The 18222-nt window shown below is 38.8% G+C and carries 18 protein-coding genes and 1 tRNA gene; 7 read left to right on the top strand and 12 right to left on the bottom strand.

The window, feature by feature from the left end; all coding sequences use genetic code 11:
- Positions 1-167: 167 nt before the first annotated feature.
- The 5 genes from tpiA to ACFSR8_RS10680 all read right to left on the bottom strand — a co-directional run bounded on the left by tpiA (position 168) and on the right by ACFSR8_RS10680 (position 4608).
- Positions 168-917 (bottom strand): triose-phosphate isomerase, encoded by a 750-nt coding sequence (tpiA, locus tag ACFSR8_RS10700; protein ID WP_380291854.1) that lies wholly within the window; start codon positions 915-917, stop codon positions 168-170.
- A 62-nt stretch (positions 918-979) separates the two neighbouring features.
- Complete coding sequence (locus tag ACFSR8_RS10695; RefSeq protein WP_380291852.1) at positions 980-1459, bottom strand: TlpA family protein disulfide reductase; 480 nt, start codon at positions 1457-1459, stop codon at positions 980-982.
- 46 nt (positions 1460-1505) lie between these two features.
- Positions 1506-2582 (bottom strand): ABC transporter permease, encoded by a 1077-nt coding sequence (locus ACFSR8_RS10690; protein WP_380291891.1) that lies wholly within the window; start codon positions 2580-2582, stop codon positions 1506-1508.
- A 64-nt stretch (positions 2583-2646) separates the two neighbouring features.
- A complete protein-coding gene (locus tag ACFSR8_RS10685; protein WP_380291850.1) occupies positions 2647-3963 on the bottom strand; it encodes a BT_3928 family protein in 1317 nt (438 codons plus the stop codon).
- A 105-nt stretch (positions 3964-4068) separates the two neighbouring features.
- Positions 4069-4608 carry a DUF1599 domain-containing protein gene (locus ACFSR8_RS10680; RefSeq protein ID WP_380291848.1) on the bottom strand — a complete coding sequence of 180 codons (540 nt, stop codon included), beginning with the start codon at positions 4606-4608 and terminating at the stop codon, positions 4069-4071.
- Between the two features lie 120 nt (positions 4609-4728).
- Between ACFSR8_RS10680 and folP the strand changes: the two genes are divergently transcribed.
- From folP to ACFSR8_RS10660, 4 genes are all read left to right on the top strand, one after another.
- Positions 4729-5553 carry a dihydropteroate synthase gene (gene folP / locus ACFSR8_RS10675; protein ID WP_380291846.1) on the top strand — a complete coding sequence of 275 codons (825 nt, stop codon included), beginning with the start codon at positions 4729-4731 and terminating at the stop codon, positions 5551-5553.
- A 123-nt stretch (positions 5554-5676) separates the two neighbouring features.
- Positions 5677-6363, top strand: coding sequence for a hypothetical protein (locus ACFSR8_RS10670; RefSeq protein WP_380291844.1), 687 nt, complete (start codon positions 5677-5679; stop codon positions 6361-6363).
- A gap of 36 nt (positions 6364-6399) precedes the next feature.
- Positions 6400-7185 (top strand): diadenylate cyclase, encoded by a 786-nt coding sequence (locus ACFSR8_RS10665; protein ID WP_380291842.1) that lies wholly within the window; start codon positions 6400-6402, stop codon positions 7183-7185.
- Positions 7185-8006, top strand: coding sequence for a DUF3667 domain-containing protein (locus ACFSR8_RS10660; protein WP_380291840.1), 822 nt, complete (start codon positions 7185-7187; stop codon positions 8004-8006). The genes ACFSR8_RS10665 and ACFSR8_RS10660 overlap by 1 nt, the downstream gene beginning before the upstream one ends.
- On the opposite strand, the gene ACFSR8_RS10655 is transcribed toward ACFSR8_RS10660, so the two are convergent.
- From ACFSR8_RS10655 to ACFSR8_RS10640, 4 genes are all read right to left on the bottom strand, one after another.
- Entirely contained in the window at positions 8003-9772 is a 1770-nt protein-coding gene (locus ACFSR8_RS10655) for an ABC transporter ATP-binding protein (RefSeq protein WP_380291838.1), read from the bottom strand. The genes ACFSR8_RS10660 and ACFSR8_RS10655 overlap by 4 nt on opposite strands.
- On the bottom strand, positions 9773-10516 hold the full coding sequence (truA, locus tag ACFSR8_RS10650; protein ID WP_380291836.1) for a tRNA pseudouridine(38-40) synthase TruA: 744 nt from the start codon (positions 10514-10516) through the stop codon (positions 9773-9775).
- A 331-nt stretch (positions 10517-10847) separates the two neighbouring features.
- Positions 10848-11924: a hypothetical protein gene (locus ACFSR8_RS10645; RefSeq protein WP_380291834.1), complete on the bottom strand. Its 1077-nt coding sequence runs from the start codon at positions 11922-11924 to the stop codon at positions 10848-10850.
- Positions 11902-13086 (bottom strand): DNA cytosine methyltransferase, encoded by a 1185-nt coding sequence (locus ACFSR8_RS10640; RefSeq protein WP_380291832.1) that lies wholly within the window; start codon positions 13084-13086, stop codon positions 11902-11904. Before ACFSR8_RS10640 ends, ACFSR8_RS10645 begins: the two co-directional genes overlap by 23 nt.
- 209 nt (positions 13087-13295) lie before the next feature.
- On the opposite strand from ACFSR8_RS10640, the gene ACFSR8_RS10635 reads away from it, so the two are divergent.
- Positions 13296-13787, top strand: a complete 492-nt coding sequence (locus tag ACFSR8_RS10635; protein ID WP_380291830.1) for a metallophosphoesterase family protein — start codon at positions 13296-13298, stop codon at positions 13785-13787.
- Positions 13788-14400: 613 nt separating this feature from the next.
- Here the strand turns inward: ACFSR8_RS10635 and ACFSR8_RS10630 are convergent.
- A complete protein-coding gene (locus ACFSR8_RS10630; RefSeq protein ID WP_380291828.1) occupies positions 14401-14811 on the bottom strand; it encodes a DUF4293 domain-containing protein in 411 nt (136 codons plus the stop codon).
- A 204-nt stretch (positions 14812-15015) separates the two neighbouring features.
- Here ACFSR8_RS10630 and rho point away from each other — a divergent pair, with 204 nt between their 5' ends.
- Positions 15016-16590, top strand: a complete 1575-nt coding sequence (gene rho / locus ACFSR8_RS10625) for a transcription termination factor Rho (protein ID WP_380291827.1) — start codon at positions 15016-15018, stop codon at positions 16588-16590.
- Between the two features lie 370 nt (positions 16591-16960).
- On the top strand, positions 16961-17749 hold the full coding sequence (locus ACFSR8_RS10620; protein WP_380291825.1) for an HTTM domain-containing protein: 789 nt from the start codon (positions 16961-16963) through the stop codon (positions 17747-17749).
- 67 nt (positions 17750-17816) lie between these two features.
- Here the strand turns inward: ACFSR8_RS10620 and rpsT are convergent, their stop codons facing one another.
- Both rpsT and ACFSR8_RS10610 read right to left on the bottom strand, forming a co-directional pair.
- Positions 17817-18068, bottom strand: coding sequence for a 30S ribosomal protein S20 (gene rpsT, locus ACFSR8_RS10615; RefSeq protein ID WP_186562957.1), 252 nt, complete (start codon positions 18066-18068; stop codon positions 17817-17819).
- A 25-nt stretch (positions 18069-18093) separates the two neighbouring features.
- Positions 18094-18165 (bottom strand) — tRNA-Glu (locus ACFSR8_RS10610).
- Positions 18166-18222 lie beyond the last annotated feature (57 nt).

The following is an 18222-nucleotide window of genomic DNA, read 5'->3' as shown; positions in this document are numbered from 1 at the left end:
ACAAAGTCAAACGAACAAATTCTTTACGACTTAGCGTCTTTGCGAGATAATCTACTTAAATTCAAATCCACCCAAAACAACCAATAAAAAACCTGCTAAGTTTTACCTAGCAGGTTCTATATTATAAGATGCTGAAACAAGTTCAGCATGACAATGCTTTGGTTTACTTAAAACGCATTCACAATCGCAAAGAAATCCTCTGCTTTTAGTGAAGCACCACCAATCAATCCACCATCCACATCTGGTTTTGAAAAAATCTCTTGGGCATTACCCGGTTTTACGCTTCCACCGTAAAGTATAGAAACGTTGTCAGCTACTTCAGCCCCATATTTATCGGCCAATGTTTTTCTGATAAACGCATGCATATCCTGAGCTTGCTCAGGCGTCGCAGTTTCACCCGTGCCAATCGCCCAAACAGGCTCGTATGCCAAAACGATACTTTTAAAAGCATCTGCCTCCAAATGGAAGAGTGCATTTTTAATTTGGCTTTCAACAACGGCTTCCTCATTTCCAGCTTTTCTATCCGCCAATTCCTCTCCAAAACAGAAAATTGTGCGCATACCATTTGCTAAAACAGCATCTACTTTTTTGGCCAAGGCCTCGTCAGTTTCATTAAAATATTCACGACGCTCACTATGGCCCAAAATTACGGTAGTAATGCCAATACTCTTCAACATACCCGCACTAACTTCACCAGTGTAAGCACCATCTTCTGCAAAGTGCATGTTTTGTGCAATCACCTCGATGTCATCCTGTCTCAAGGATTCAAAGGCATTCCATAAGTTGGTAAATGCAGGTGCTATCATTACCTCAGCATCGGAGGTTTTGGTTTGGCTTTTTAACTCAGTAATTAAGTTTTGGGTTTGCGATAAACCATTGTTCATTTTCCAGTTTCCGGCTACGATATGTTTTCTCATGATGTAATTATAATTTCTGTAAAAGTAAGTACTTAGTAATTCATTATTTACTACAAAACTACTTAATTTTTCAGAGCTTGAAGCAACTTTTCGTCATCAGCTTCAATAACATTAAATACAACGATTTCGCCAGCTTCATTTACCACCATATATCTCGGAATCCAACTAATGTTTACGAAATCGGCAAAGGGGCATTTCTTCCCGTTTTGCATAAAATAGTGTTCACCAATTACATCGTATTTTTTGATACCTCTTTTCCAAGGCACTTCTGCCCTATCCAAAGAAAAAAACAAGTAAACCACCTCAGGGTGTTCCTTTTGAAGTTCTTTTACCTTGGGCATCCCTTTGATACAATCGCCACACCAAGAAGCCCAAATATCAATGACTATTTTTTTGCCCTTGTGCTTTTCTAAAATAGACTTTACAGTCACTTGATTCCCTTCTAAGGTGGTGAAAGTGTCATTTAAGACTTCTTCCGAAAACGTCACCGGCTCTTTAGTACAACTAAAGAAGCTTACTAAAAGTATTATAATATAGTTCATTTTTTTCATCAATTTTTCCTTTGAGATTCCTGCTTTCGCAGGAGGTTTATTGCAATTTAACTTTCGGGTCCAACCAAACATAGATTAAGTCGACTAAAATGTTAATCATTACAAAAAGCGTTGCAATTACTAAAACCGAACCCATAATAACAGGTAAATCCAGAGTATTTAGGGCATTAACGATTTCCTTCCCTAAACCATTCCATCCAAAAATATATTCCACAAAAACGGCTCCGGCCAACATAGATGCAAACCATCCTGAAATAGCTGTAACCACAGGGTTCAAAGCATTTTTTACAGCATGGCGTTTTATAATTTGAAACTCGCTCAAGCCTTTCGCTCTCGCGGTACGAATGTAATCCTGATTAAAAACTTCCAACAAGGAATTACGCATCAATTGAATCACAACGGCTAACGGACGAATCCCCAAAACAATGGCGGGCAAAATCAAATTTTTCCATTTGATGTGTATGGCTTCTCCAAAATCATCTAGTTCGTAAAGGCTTCCGGTCATTTCTAAATTGGTGTACTTGTGAAGCACAAACCCAAATAGCCAAGCGAACAAAATGGCACTAAAAAATGAGGGCACGCTCATTCCCAAGGTACTAAGTACCTGAATGGACTTGTCCAACCATCGGTCTTTGTACAGGGCCGAAACAATCCCCAAAAATATCCCGATAATAATGGCGATAATAATTGCCGAAACTGCCAAAACGAAAGTATTCGGTAAGGTCTCGCCTAACACCTGAGAGACTTTTTTACCCTGCTTGGTAAAGGACTCTCGTAGGTATGGAAATTTTAAGACAGTGAAAGTATTCCCAATTGAAAATAGTTTTACAGCACTATATTTATCCTCACCTAAAAAAGTGTAATCTTGGTCCGAATTGGAATGAAAAGACAATGGAGATAAATCGTTAATGTAATAGGCATACTGCGTTAAAATAGGTTTATCAAAACCATATTTTGCCTTTACTTTGGCGAGTTGCTCGCTGTCCTCATTTTGCCCCATCATCATTTGAGCGGGATCACCGGGAAGCACATTGAATAAAAAGAAAATAACGGTTACTACTCCAAATAAGGTGAGGATAGCGTAAAGGGTTTTATTTAGGAAATAATTTATCAGGGTTTTGTTACTCAGTTTTTTTAGACTCGAATTTCACTAATTTTCACTAATTACTCCGTTGGATTTATTTTTTTAAAATGACTTCAACTATACCTATATAAAGTGTGTTATTTTGCGCATTCAATTCCTTTAATTCGACAGAGTCTTTTATGACATTGACACTCTCAATAATTTCTGTGTCAAGTGCATCTACTTCTGCTTTTGTTGAAGAAATACCATTAATAAAATAGGCTATAGCCTCCTCTTTCTCCTCTTCTATTATGGGTTCTGGCTTAGCATTAACTTTAGGTAAATCCAGATCGTCCAAGTCATTCCAATGCACCTTTTGCATCACGGTCCCTCCATCCAATTCCAAAATCCCGGGATTGGATCGTACCACAGTTTTTAGGGCCTTTTCATCACATAAATACCAATCAAAATCTATCTCATAGGCCTCATTGATACGCTGTTTCGCCTCCTCGCCCGATGCCGTCAAACCAATGATTTGATAGTTGTTTTTTCTGGCTCGCTTCTGAAGCGCCTTCAATTTTAATGCACCTTCCTGTTCAATCTTTTCTAAACTATAGGATACCACAACTATTAAATTTTCTTGTTCTAAAAAGTATTCGGTTAAATCTTCATCGGCACTTTCAATTGAAAAATCCACAACCGGGGGCGTATAACCCTCCTGAATCACCTTTGTTTCAACGCCTACAAATTCGCCTTCAATCGAAGGATACGAGCCATTGGTGACAATAACTTTTTCTTCACCATTTACATTGAATTTCCAACTATATTCCTGCTCCGTCTTGGGTGCATCCTCAGGAATAGTCATGCCTTCTTTGATGTTTTTACCGATGGCATAAGCCCTAAAATCGATCGTGGGCAAGTGCATCAATACATGATAGCCAAACCACAAACTCAAAATAAAGCCCAATAAGGCTAAAACCGTTGTTGGCAATTTTCCAAAAATGGGTTTGATATGTTGCACCCCAAAAAACAAAATCAGAATAAATATCAGAAGCACCACATCCTTACCAAAGGATTCCCATGGTTTCAGCTTTAGGAAATCCCCAAAGCAACCACAGTCTTTTACCTTGTCAAAATATGCCGCATAAAAGGTTAAAAAGGTAAAGAAGACTATCATCAACAATAAACTCCAAACCGTAAATTTGGGTTTATAACCTATTAAAAGAAACACACCCAAAACGACTTCAAACACCACTACAAATACCGAAATCAATAAGGCATAAGGTTCTAAAAACGGAATATTCAATACATCTGGACTGAAATATTCCTGCAATTTATAGGAAAAGCCTAGTGGGTCGTTGAGTTTTATAAACCCCGAAAAGATGAACAAAACTCCAACTAGAATTCTTGATATGTTTACTACTATTTTCATTAAAATTCGTTACTCGGTGACTGAGGTTCTCGAAGTCACCCAAAATTTAATTAAATGTCGCTTCGAGAGCCTCAGCGACCATCCATAGCCTCAGCTACATATACGTTAGCCCTGCGACAAATGAATCATGGCAAAAACCGCATAATTAATCATATCCTGATAATTAGCATCAATCCCCTCGCTTACCAACGTTTTACCTTGATTATCTTCAATTTGCTTAACGCGCAATAATTTTTGCAAAATCAAATCCGTCAAACTGCTTACTCGCATATCACGCCACGCTTCGCCATAATCATGGTTTTTGTCCTCCATCAATTTTTTGGTGATGGTAACGTGCTTCTCGTACAGTTCCAAAGCTTCTTCGGTGGACATATCGGGTTGCTCTACTACTCCCTTTTCCAACTGAATCAAAGCCATAACACAATAATTAATAATGCCGATAAACTCACTTTCCTGTCCCTCATCCACCTTTTGAACCGCATTCTGTTGCAAGCCCCGAATGCGCTGTGCTTTGATGAAAATTTGATCGGTTAAGGATGGTAATCTTAAAATGCGCCATGCACTGCCGTAATCGCTCATCTTCTTAACGAACAAACTTTTACAGGTCTCGATTACCGTGTCATATTGTTTTGAGGTATCTTGCATTCAAATATTGTATTTTGTGTAAATTTCGCATAAAAAAGTGTAACGTTCAAGGTTTACAGTTTAAAGTTTTTAAGCCCTGTTAATAACCTTGAACTCTAAATATAAAACCCGAAACTTAACATGACCATAAATTGTAAAGGCCAATTGATTGATTTTTCCATCCCGAAGGTAATGGGGGTGCTTAACATTACGCCTGATTCGTTTTACGACGGTGGCAAATACAAGGACGAAACTTCAATTTTAAACCAAGTGGAACACATGCTGGCAGAGGGTGCTACTTTTATTGATGTTGGCGCATACAGTTCCCGACCCAATGCAGAGTATGTGAGCGAGGATGAAGAACTAAGCCGAATTTTACCAATTGTTGAATTAATTTTGAAACGCTTTCCGGAGGCTTTAATTTCGATAGATACATTTCGAAGTACTGTTGCCAAAAAATGTATTGAAACAGGTGCCACATTGATTAATGACATTTCTGCAGGACAATTGGACGAGAACATGATGCCAACCATTGCCGAATTGCAAGTACCATACATCATGATGCATATGCGAGGCACACCGCAGACCATGCAAAGCCTCACGGATTATGAAGATTTGACCAAAGAGGTTTTATTTTATTTTTCAGAACGAATTAGGGTTGCACGAGATTTAGGTATAGTGGATGTGATTATTGACCCAGGCTTTGGATTTGCCAAAACCTTGGAACAGAATTTTGAACTGTTAAACCAACTGGAACTCTTCAAAATGATTGAAAAACCATTGTTGGCTGGTGTTTCCAGAAAATCCATGATTTACAAAACCTTAGAAACTTCTGCTCAAGAAGCGTTGAATGGCACTTCAGTTTTAAATACCATCGCTTTGCAAAAAGGCGCGTCAATTTTACGGGTACATGATGTGAAGGAAGCTGTGGAATGTGTAAAATTGGTTGAGGCGTTGAATCAATAAGTCTTTTGGGATACTTGTCAAACTGAATTGTCACACTGAGCGCAGTCGAAGTGCTGTTTCAGTTTCTCATGAGATTCTGAAATAAATTCAGAATGACAGCAATCCATTTTTTATTTTTGACCTATGAAGTATTTTATTTACCTATTCACTATTAGCTTTATGCTTTCCTGCGGCAACGAAAGAGAACTACAATTACCTCAAATTGAAAAAGCAGATATCACCAAAATTCAGGACGTTTCGGTGGCATATTTATTTTATGATGAAACCCAACCCGACAGCGTATTGCTCAACAGAAAAAACCTCATCAGCACCACCAATTGGCTCATCAATGTGGATAAACGGTTGACACTGAAACAGGCCATTCCACATATCAAATACCTTCAGGAAAAGAAGCAGAATTCCAGCCATAAAAATGAAAAGGCAAAAAATTACTTTACTTGCCATGATTTGAGCAAAAACAATTTGGGGTTTTTGGAGTTTACCAATATTGCATTTCACAAAGAATCATTTGGTAACTACTTTGCTAAGGTTTCTCGATTAGAATCCATCATGACATTGAATGTAATGGTGAAGTCATCAAATAAAATTATTATGCTCGGTCCCTGGGACGACTCAAATTTTAAAACTACAGATATATTGAACCTTCATGGAGACCTTAATGATTTGGTAAAAAGTAAAAAGTTAAATATCAAAGTTATTCTGGATATTGATGACAACATTTCGTTCCAAGATTACATCACAATTAAATCTCAACTTTCTAAATTGAATATAGAAAACCTTTCCTTCTCAAAAGACGAATTCATTTATTAACCACAATTTCTTAAATTTACCAAAACCTATCAGCCTTTGGACATCTTTGATGACATTCTCAACCTACGCTTTATAGATTACCTTGATGTGGTCCTCGTGGCCCTCCTCCTTTACTACCTTTACAAACTGGTAAAAGGTACTGTGGCCATCAACATTTTCCTTGGTATTATCATCATCTATGGTGCTTGGCGATTGACGGAATTCCTGAATATGGAACTACTTTCAGGGATTTTCGGAGGGTTTATGAAAGTAGGGATTATTGCCTTGATAGTAGTCTTTCAACCCGAAATACGAAAGTTTTTATTAATGGTGGGCTCCACCAACTTTGGGCGACGGCGCAAGTTTTTGCAACAGCTAAAATTCCTTAAAACCGAAGGCACGGACGACACCAATGTGGACGCTATTATTTCGGCATGTAGTAAAATGTCCATGTCTAAAACTGGGGCATTAATCGTTTTTGAACGTAACAACAACCTGGATTTCCTTTCCTCCTCAGGTGATGAAATGAATATTAAAGTCACACAGCCCATCATTGAAAGTATCTTTTTTAAGAACAGCCCATTGCATGATGGCGCCATTATCATTAGCAACAATATCGTAAAAGCCACTCGAGTTGTCCTGCCTGTGAACAACGAAAAACACATCCCGCAACGCTTTGGGCTCCGCCACCGTGCCGCCATTGGTATCACCGAAAAAACGGATGCTTTGGCATTGGCCGTTAGTGAGGAAACAGGACATATTTCCTATTTTAAGGATGGTGAGTTTGTGGTGTTTGAGGACACCACCGAACTCGCCAAAATGATAAAGCAAGATTTGGCCTAATGCAATGTAAAAACTGCCATATCTCCTTAACTTCTGAAAGTGATTTTTGCCATGCTTGTGGCGCAAAAGTGATCCGGGAACGATTGACATTAAAAAACTTGGCCCAGCATATTGGCGAAACTTTTTTTAATTACGACAATAAGCTTTTCCAAACTATTATTGACCTATTTAAAGCACCGGAAGCGGTAATCGACAGTTACGTTAGCGGCATCCGTAAGCGTTATATAAACCCCATAAGCTTTTTTGGTATTTCTTTGACCCTAACGGGTTTCAACATTTTCATTATCAAGAAATTCTTTAAGAAATATCTTGATGCCTCCAACATGTTTCAAAGTTCGGAAATGTATTCCAATGAAGCCTCAAAGCAAATCATGGAGTCCTCGGCAGACTTTTCCCTGGAATATTCATCCCTTATTTATGCATCGATGATTCCAATATTTGCATTGATTTCGTGGGTGATTTTCATCAATAAAAGATACAACTATACCGAACATTTGGTAACCTACATGTACAGCATGTCGCTATACTCTATTGTATCGGTATTTTTAGGGCTGGCCATACTTTTGATATCGCCCAACAACTACATGATTTTTAGCGCATTGTTCTACTTCGTGGCCATGTTTTACCACTGCTTTTTACTAAAACGACTATTCCAACTAAGCAACCGCGAACTGCTTTTTAAGACATTGCTGTTTTTAGTGATGTTCTTTATTGCCTATATTGTTTTCTCGGTGATTATCGGTCTTTTTATGGTAGCCGTAATGTATATCGATGGGGATTTGCAAAGTTTTATTGAGGCGAAAAAATCTAGTGGTAACTAAACCAAAGCTTCCTCATTCAAAAACTGAACCTCATAAAGGTTTTTATAGTAGCCGCCTTTCTTTTTAAGCAGTTCTTTGTGGGTACCCTGCTCCACGATTTCACCAGCATCCATCACTATGATTTTATCGGCTTTTTTAACGGTGGCCAATCGGTGGGCAATGACAATAGAAGTCCGTCCCTTCGTAATTTTATCCGTAGCATTTTGAATCAATTGCTCCGAATAAGAATCTACTGAAGACGTGGCCTCGTCCAATACCAAAATACTTGGATTAGTAACATAAGCCCTTAAAAATGAAATCAATTGACGCTGACCGGACGAAAGCATCACCCCGCGCTCTTTGACGTTATAGTGATAACCTCCTGGCAAACTTCCAATAAATTCATGAACCCCAATCGCCTTTGCGGCCTCAATCACTTGGTCTTCGGAAACATCGGGATTATGCAAAGTGATATTATTCAAAATAGTATCAGCAAACAAAAAGACATCCTGCAATACCACCGCAATTTGCGTTCGTAAAGACGCCAAAGTTACTTCCCGGATGTCAATATTATCAATGGCAATAACGCCATCCTTTATTTCGTAAAAACGGTTCAATAAATTTATGATGGTAGATTTTCCAGCACCCGTAGCACCAACAATGGCAATGGTCTGCCCAGCTTTGACATCAAACGAAATACCTTTCAACACGGGTTCGTCCTCCACGTAATTAAACCACACATTTTTAAATGAAATATCTCCCTTAAAATGTGCCGCTTCGTGTTGGCCGTTATCATCAATTTGAGAAGTGGTATCCAACACCTTAAATACTCTGTTGGCGGCCACCATTCCCATTTGAAGGGTATTAAATTTATCCGCAATTTGGCGCAATGGCCTAAACAATTTTGGGATAAACATCACAAAAGCAAACAATACCCCTTGGGAAGCCGTATCGCTCACTACATGGGTCAATCCACCGTACCACACCACCAAACCAATGGTGATGGACGACGATAATTCCGCAATGGGAAAAAAGAAGGAGTTGTACCAAATGGTCTTTAGCCACCCCTTTTTATGACGCTCGTTAATGGCCCTAAACTTTTCATTTTCAATAGTCTCTCGGGCAAACAACTGTAATATTTTCATCCCCGTAATGCGCTCTTGCACAAACTGGTTCAGGTTGGACACTTCACTACGCACCTCTTCAAAAGCTTTTTTCATATACTTTTGAAACAATTTTGTGGCATATAATAAAATGGGCAACATCGCAAAAACGATCAAACTCAATTTCCAGCTCATATAAAACATAGCTCCGGAAACCACCACCATCGCCAGCAAATCCTTAAAAATCATAAAGAGGCCCTGACCAAAAATATCGGCGATACGTTCCATATCGGTAACCGAACGGGTAATCAAAACCCCAACCGATGAATTATCATAATATTTCATCTTGAAGCGCAACAAATGGTTGAAGAGTTTTACCCTAACGTCCCGCACCACATTCTGCCCCAACCATCCCGAATAATAGATAAAAAACAATTGAAAAAGTACCTCCAATAGCAACAATGCTATCATGACAACAATAATCGTTAAAAAGCCTTCGCTCAGCTTGTTGGTCAGGTTTTCATCAATAGCATATTTCAATAAATACGGTGTGGCAACGCCCAATAATGCAATGATTATCACCGAGGCAAACACCCCGCTAAAAACCATTTTATAAGGCTTTATGAACTTGAACAGTCGCCTGAACAGTCCCACATCAAATATTTGTTCCTTTTGTTTTGTCATTTATAATCTAATCGAATCGGGGTAGGCCACCTCGGTTAAATACAACCCATGTGCCGGCACGGAATACCCCGCCTCACTCCTATTTTTGGATTTTATGATGTCGTGCAACTCCTCCACTTCTAGCTTCCCCAACCCAATATTAATCATAGTGCCCACGATGGCGCGCACCATATTGCGCAAAAACCTATCGGCCGTAATGGCAAAATGCAGTTCGCCCTCGCGCACAAACCACTTCGCCTTCATGATATCACAATAATACGTTTTTACATCGGTATGCGCCTTGGAAAAGCATTGAAAATCTTTATACTGAAATAAAATTTTGGCCGCCGCATTCATCTTCTCCAAATCCAATTCCTGTCTTAAATAGTAAGCATTTCGGTGCGTAAACGGATTCTTCTTCGTACTCACCCGATACAAATAACTGCGCCGTATCGCATCAAACCGCGCATGCGCCTCGAGCTTCACCTTAAAAATTCGCGCAATGGCAATATTAAACGGCAAAAACGAATTGAGCTTGTACACCAAATCGTCGGCATCAAACAAGCGGTCCGTATCAAAATGCGCAAACATTTGGCTGGCGTGCACCCCCGTATCGGTACGCCCTGCACCCACAACGGAAATCGTATCGCTCAGCACTTTGGAAAGCGCCTCCTCCAGCACCTCCTGCACCGTTAGCGCCGTAGGCTGTATCTGCCAGCCGTGATACCCACTACCGTTGTATGAGAGTTCTATAAAATATCGCAATGGTTGTTGCTCTTTTAATTAAAACGAAAACGCCCTGTCAGACTGACAAAACCCTATCGATTTTTGTCAAGTTGCAAAGATATAGAGATTTGTGCTGGCTGAAAAGAGCGGGGTCTTAATTAAATATTAAAAAAGTGGTCACTTCGAGTGATGCGACGCTGGAGCATTGTATCGAGAAGTTGGGCGTTACCCTCGATGAAATATTACGTTGTTTCATTAAACAAATATGCTCGGGTCGGGCTTTCACTACTCAATCCCTCCTATCGTCGGGGATTTCAAACAGGCCGTTCAATCCCTAACGCGGGGCTTGTTTGCTGACTTTTTTCTTTTTTCAGTTCAAAACAGGTTCCATGAAACAGTCCAGAAATTCTTCTGTAACACCTTTCAGTTTTCTTCTTTGACAAAGTGCGTAAAGTTCTTCAACTGCTGAATAAGTGAAGTACCTTGTATCTAAGTCCTTAAACTGTGGTTTAGTTGCTTCCTTGATTACTTTATCTCTGTCTTCGTCAGGTGCAACAATCACGTATCTTGTCGGAAAAGGTGGGAACTTGTCTTTAAAGTTTTTCATTCTACTAAGTCCGCTTGTTACACCTGTTGAATGTTCAACTTCCATGACTGCTGGCATAAGTTTTCCATTTTTAAACCAAATGCAATCAATCAACAATGCGGCTTGAACAGCATCGTCATAGGCAGTCATTAATTTTTCGTCTTTCAGGGAAGAGATTACACCTTCATATTCTCCGATTCTCTTGTTTTGGTAAAGTATTCCTTTATCATTTTGAGCAATCCATGTTCTAAAATTTAGCTGTCTGCCTATAAAGTAAAGAGCGATTTGAATCTGTGCATGACGTCTTTGAATATCAATATCTAGTTCTTTTTGCTCAAAGTTATCTGGCAGAACAAGAGAATCGTAAAAAGCATCTAGAGCAGGAATTTCGGAAATTACAATCTCTGTTTCTGCCTTTTCCAAAACACCTAATTTGTGAGGTGCTTCAGGTCTCCACATTATATGCTTGTGACCATGTTTAATTGTAGAGTGATTGCCTTTATTCTCAATTCTGCCCGGATAACAGAAGTAAAACTCGGGTGTATGAGCCAATAGAGCTTCAAAAACGCTTCTTGTATTGTAACTACCACCAAGCACGCGGTCAACGTTTATTGGTTGATTCGGATTAAAAGCATTAGCAATACGCCAAATTAACTCGCTTGAAATATTCTCAATTTTCTTATCTGCTTCTGTTTCGCCCTTTGAAGGATTCCATCTTTTAATTCTTATCGGTCCTTCGGGTAAATCAATGCCTTCAATTTTAATGACACCTTTAGTTTTCGGATTTACATAATTGTAAACTTGATTTCTGTCCAATTGATTTATAAAAGCAACTAGGTTACTCGCTGATAATTTCCGCATACTTTAATTCGGGCGTTTTAGAGTTTTCAATAAATAAGCTCAAAGTTTCAGCTAGGCCTTTAGCAGCTAAAAATGGCACACCGTTACCAATAGTCTTGAACATATTTGAAAGTGATATATTTTCCGGAATTATGAACTCCTTTGGTAATGACTGAATCGCCAACGCTTCTGAGGCTGAAATTCTACGTGCTTTATATGGGTGTAAATGGACTTCATTATTTCCATAAGCGGCAGTAGGTGAGTAACGCCATCTGTGAAGTCGTTTGTACGACTTCTTTAGGTCATCGCCTTCTTGAATTGACTGAAATTTTGGTAAACCTGCTCTTGGTTGAAAATAGTGATTAGCATTTGGGTGATTTGAAACATCATTTTTATCGAACCAATATTGAACGGTCAATTTTTTATTTAGCCCGTAAGGAAAAGGCTTTTCAGAGTTTTCAATAAATTCTTCTTGAGTTGGCCAATTCTTTGAGAAAATATCATCTGCTTTGTAAATAGTTTTAGAATTCCAATCGAACGTTTTCAAGAAAGGACTTCCATTTAATTCTAGACCAAAGTCTGTTAATGTGTTTCTTCTAAAACCTATCAAAATAATTCTTTCTCGGTCTTGCGGTGCTCCAAATTCAATGGCATTTATAAGCTTCTCGGTTAAATAATAACCGCTCTTAATTAGGTTAAGCTTCATCTGGTCAAAAAAGGCACGGTGCTTTTTTGTTCTGTATAGTCCTTTAACATTTTCGAACAAAAAGAAGTCCGGTTGATTCCTAATTATCAGTTCGGCATATGTGGCAGAGAGTTTTCCGTTTTCCCCTTTTATTCCTTTGTTTTTACCGCCAACTGAAAAATCTGGACAAGGTGGACCACCTATAAAACCAACCAAATCAAACTTTGATTTAGCGGACTTCAAGTCATCAGTTAGTTGTTGAGCTGGCTTTCCATTTAAAAATGAGCAAATATCATCAGTATTGTGTCCAAATTGTGGTTCGGTTACATTCAGTCCTTTCCTTGAAGATTTATAAATCTCCATAAATGGTTCATGATATTCATTGACGAAAACGGTTTCAAATCCTTCTGTTTTCTCAAACCCAAGGTCGAGAAACCCTGCACCTGAAAAGAATGAAAATATTCCGCTACTAGTCCTGTTTTGTTCCTTTTTCGTCATGTACCAAATTTACAAAATTCAATTTCGTTTCTTTCGTTCGTATTGTATTTTTTAGCTTGCCGCTAACTCGGAGATAAGCTCGCCCTTAAATGAAATTTAGCGATTATTAAACGAAGTTAGTTGTTTTTCTGGTAGTTTAATCAAAACCCTTTTACTAGTTTTCAAAAGTTTTAAACCATAACTTTACAAAATAAATATTAGCATAAAAAGTGACCAAAATCCTCCTCCTCTCCGATACCCACGGTTATATCGACAACGATATTTTAAAATACGCCAAACAAGCCGATGAAGTTTGGCACGCCGGGGATATTGGCGATGTAAAGGTTACGGATGCCATCAAGGCTTTAAAGCCCTTGCGAGGTGTGTATGGCAATATTGATGATACCAAAATACGTGCCGAGTTCCCAGAACACAACCGCTTTAAATGTGAAGATGTGGATGTGTGGATCACCCATATCGGGGGCTATCCCGGAGCTTATGATAGACGGGTGCGGGAGGCCATAAAATTGAATCCACCTCGATTGTTTATCTGTGGGCATTCGCATATTTTAAAGGTAATGCCGGATAAAAAACTAAACTTGTTGCACATGAATCCCGGGGCGGTGGGGAAACACGGGTTTCATAAAAAACGGACGATGCTTCGGTTTACGATTGATGGTAAAACTATTGATAATTTGGAGGTGATTGAGTTTAATAGATAAGCCCTTCCCTAGCCCTTCACAGTGGGGAAGGGGACACTCATGCTCTAAGTTGCTTATTTCCGATTTCTTTTTTTGCAACGTGTCTGTCGGTTTACATAACCAACCTTTTGAGTATCTGTTTCCCCTCTAAAAAGAGGGGATTAAGGGGTGTGTAAAACGCAATAAAACAATTGGAAAAAATTATACATCAAACTGAACAACACCTCCCTTACTCCCTCCTTGCTAGGAGGGACACTCATGCTTCATAAGAATTGGGAAATAGATTCCTGCCTGCGCCAACGCTAAAGCTAAAGTGATACACGGTGGCAGAAATGACAGACCCCTTGATAGAATACTGGCTTTCGCAAACATACCCGCGTTAGGGATTGTAGCGGCATCCTTTTTTGCTCCAGACCTAGACCTTTCGACTGCGCTCAAGGTGACATACAAAAAAGATATAGCGGAAAGCCCGACCCGACAGGGGAACGCCAAAATAAATAATAGTTAATTTATTGATATACATTTAAGGGTATGAGTGTTTCCCTCCTTCGGAGGGATTAAGGGAGGCCTGCCACAAAAAAAGCCCAAGATCTTCACCTTGGGCTTACGCACTAATACTACTAAGATGTTAGGTTTAACGCAATCTGTCTACAGATTTTACGAGATCTTCGTCCTTTTTAATGGCCTTGTTGGCCAAAGCCAACAACACGATAGAAACTATAGGAAGAAACATCCCAATACCTTTCTCAGAAACCTCGGTTTCTCCAGATAAATTTAGTGAGAGATACACGAAAAATCCTAGTAAAAAAAAGTTTAATATGATGTTGAGTCGCCCCAAAACGAATTGAAGCTTCCTGTTTTTGAACAAAAAAATGGTGATTAACGACAACGCACCCGAGGCCAAAAAGGCCAAGAAAAATGGCAGTTTATCTTGGGCGAAAATTACCGTTTCATCATTGGTCACCCATAGGTGGAACACAAAGATGAGCCCAAGGGCATTGCCCGCCGCTAGTAATAAAAATACCGATTGAATACGCTGTAACATATTATTTTAATAATCCGGATGGCAAAAATAGTAGTTTCTTTATTAAATTGACAGTTTAAATTAAAATAAAGTTGTATTATTGCAGTGTTAATTCTCAACAACCGCATTAACAGACGGTTATTTCTTCAGAATAAAAAATCTATATTTTTTTTCAGAGACTCAAAATTTTATATTCAATATAATTATAGCATCAATTAAACATTCATGTTTGAAATTTCACAATTAAAAGAAAAGAAACTTACTGATTTACAAGAGATTGCAAAAGAACTAAGCATCCCAAAGTACCGATCATTAAAGAAATTGGATTTAGTATATCAAATACTGGATACCCAAGCAGCCAACCCTAAGGCGGCAAAAGACGCTGCACCTGCCCAACAGAATGGCAGTGGGGAGCAACCTACTAGAAAACCTAGACAGCGCGTTCAAAAAGAAACGAAACCTGAGGCCAACAAACCACAGGACAATACGGCGCCGAAGAACGGACAGGAAAAGGCTTCGGACAACAAACCGACCAACGATAACCAAAACAGGGGGCAGAAAGACAACAAACAACGCCACCAAAACCAAAGGCGCGATAACAATCAGCAACATAAGAATCAAAAACATCAAGGCAACAACGGCAATAAGGACAATAGAAACCGTTACCGTGAGCCGGATTATGAGTTTGATGCCATCATTGAAAGTGAGGGTGTTTTGGACATCATGCAGGATGGGTATGGGTTTTTACGCTCTTCGGATTACAACTATTTATCGTCTCCCGATGATATTTATGTGTCGCAATCCCAGATTAGATTGTTTGGCCTTAAAAAGGGAGATACAGTTTTAGGACATGTAAGACCCCCAAAGGAAGGCGAAAAATATTTCCCTTTAATCAAGGTGAGCAAAATTAACGGCCAAGATCCAAATGTGGTTCGAGACCGCGTAGCTTTCGAGCATTTGACGCCTTTGTTTCCACAGGAAAAATTCAATATTGCAGAAAAGCAAAGCACCATTTCCACTAGAATTATGGATTTGTTTGCCCCGATTGGAAAAGGGCAACGTGGTATGATCGTTTCGCAACCAAAAACGGGTAAAACCATGTTACTGAAGGATGTGGCCAATGCGATCGCCGCCAATCACCCCGAGGTATATCAAATGATTTTGCTGATTGATGAGCGCCCTGAAGAGGTTACGGATATGCAACGCAACGTTCGCGGTGAGGTTGTAGCTTCTACTTTTGACAAAGAGGCTCATGAGCATGTAAAAATTGCCGATATCGTTTTGGAAAAAGCAAAACGTTTGGTAGAATGTGGACACGATGTTGTGATTCTTTTGGATTCCATTACTCGTTTGGCGAGAGCATACAACACAGTACAACCTGCGTCTGGTAAAATATTAAGTGGTGGTGTGGACGCCAATGCGCTACACAAACCAAAACGTTTCTTTGGAGCGGCACGTAATATTGAAAATGGTGGTTCGTTGACTATTATCGCCACGGCACTTACTGAAACTGGTTCTAAGATGGACGAGGTGATTTTTGAAGAATTTAAAGGTACGGGTAATATGGAACTTCAGTTGGATAGAAAGATTTCTAACCGTCGTATCTTCCCTGCTATCGATTTGATGTCCTCAAGTACGCGTCGTGATGACAAATTGCTTGACGAGAATACGGTTCAACGTATGTGGGTAATGCGCAAATACCTTGCGGATATGAACCCTGTTGAAGCCATGGAATTCATCAATGACCGCTTTAAACAAACTAGAAATAATGAAGAATTTTTGATATCCATGAACGGATAACTAAAAGCTGACTAACTCAGATTAATGATGCCCCAACGTTCCGTTGGGGTTTTTTTTGCTTCAACTAATATTGTGAACCTTGCAATAATTGATTATTTGAAGGCGATTTTGTGAATGTTAACGAAATATCTTTAAAAGCACTTATAAAATCATTACTTTTTAATCAAGTACTATTATGTTTTAGAGTAATGAAACTACAAACCGTTTTCTTATTTGATAAGACAGTTGATAGATTTCTTTTCTTTATTGGTGTTGTCATATTGATAGCACTGGCCATAAATCTCCGGGTTTATTGCAATTATGATTCGGAAAGAGGTGGAGAAATCAAAACGAAATCAACAGTTAACAAACCTAATGCCCACAGATAATCATGGCGTTTAATAAAGTTGATAGTTTTCTGTTTCTCCCAGCCAATCCAAAACATATTATTCTTTTTAGAACACTTTTGGCTTTGATGCTTTGCTATGTTTTTGCCCCAAGGGGCTTGATGCCCATTTTTCCATTAAGTAATTTTCCAGAGTTGCACGCATACCTGTTTAGCAATTGGTATTATTGTTTAATGTACTTGCTTCTTATTTTATTTGCCCTTGGTGTAAAATCGCAAATCACTTCATTTATACTTTTCTTGGTATTGCTACCTCATGTTTTTTTAATTCGAGGACACCTCAGCAAACAGGTTATTTTATGCGTATTAATGTGTTTTGTTTTTATTAAAACCCCTCCCATCTGGAAAGCTGGGCAAAATAGCTTTCAAAATTCAGAAATAAGCCCAATGTGGCCCATCAGGTTAATCCAAATACAATTGACTTTAGTTTATGGCATAAATGCGCTGGCTAAAACAAATTTTGAATATTTAAGCGGGGAAGCTTTGGTGTATATGTCCATGGGATATCCTAATTTCCATATAGACTTATCCGATGGTTATCTTCATTTAAATTCCATTAAAATCCCAGCATATCTTATGGCCGTATCAAGTGTCTTAACGGAATATTTCTTGGCCGTTGGTTTTTGGTTCAAAAGGACAAAATGGATTGCTGTAGTGGTTGGTGTATTATTCCATTTTTCACTAACATTTATACTGACGATATTTATGCTCGATTATGTATCTATATTTCTGTATCTATCCTTTATCATCCCTTTCAAATTGAAAACTGTTTAAATAATAGACATAAAAAAACCACTCATTTTGAGTGGTTCTTTCAAATATTATATAACTATTGTTCCTACTAAAGCGCAGCAATATGTTTTGCCAAACCAGATTTTAAGTTAGCCGCTTTGTTAGCGTGGATCACGTTTTTCTTCGCTAGTTTATCCAACATAGATACTACTGAAGGAAACATAGCTTCCGCTTCTTTCTTATCCGTCAATTCACGTAACTTTTTGATAGCACTACGTGTTGTTTTATGCTGATATCTATTCAACACACGCTTAGATTCGTTACTTCTAATTCTCTTTAAAGCTGACTTATGATTTGCCATTTATTTTTTTCTTAATTAAAATATGTAGCCCGTAGGGGAATCGAACCCCTCTTACCAGGATGAAAACCTGGCGTCCTAGCCGATAGACGAACGGGCCATTTGGTTACTTACATTCTTTAAATGAACCTGCAATGTTTCATTGCGGATGCAAAAA

The organism is Hyunsoonleella rubra (assembly GCF_042684665.1).
In the GTDB taxonomy this organism is placed as follows: domain Bacteria; phylum Bacteroidota; class Bacteroidia; order Flavobacteriales; family Flavobacteriaceae; genus Jejuia; species Jejuia rubra.
The sequence above is the reverse complement of the archived record's forward strand: the minus strand, read 5'-3'. Positions and strand labels throughout refer to the sequence as shown.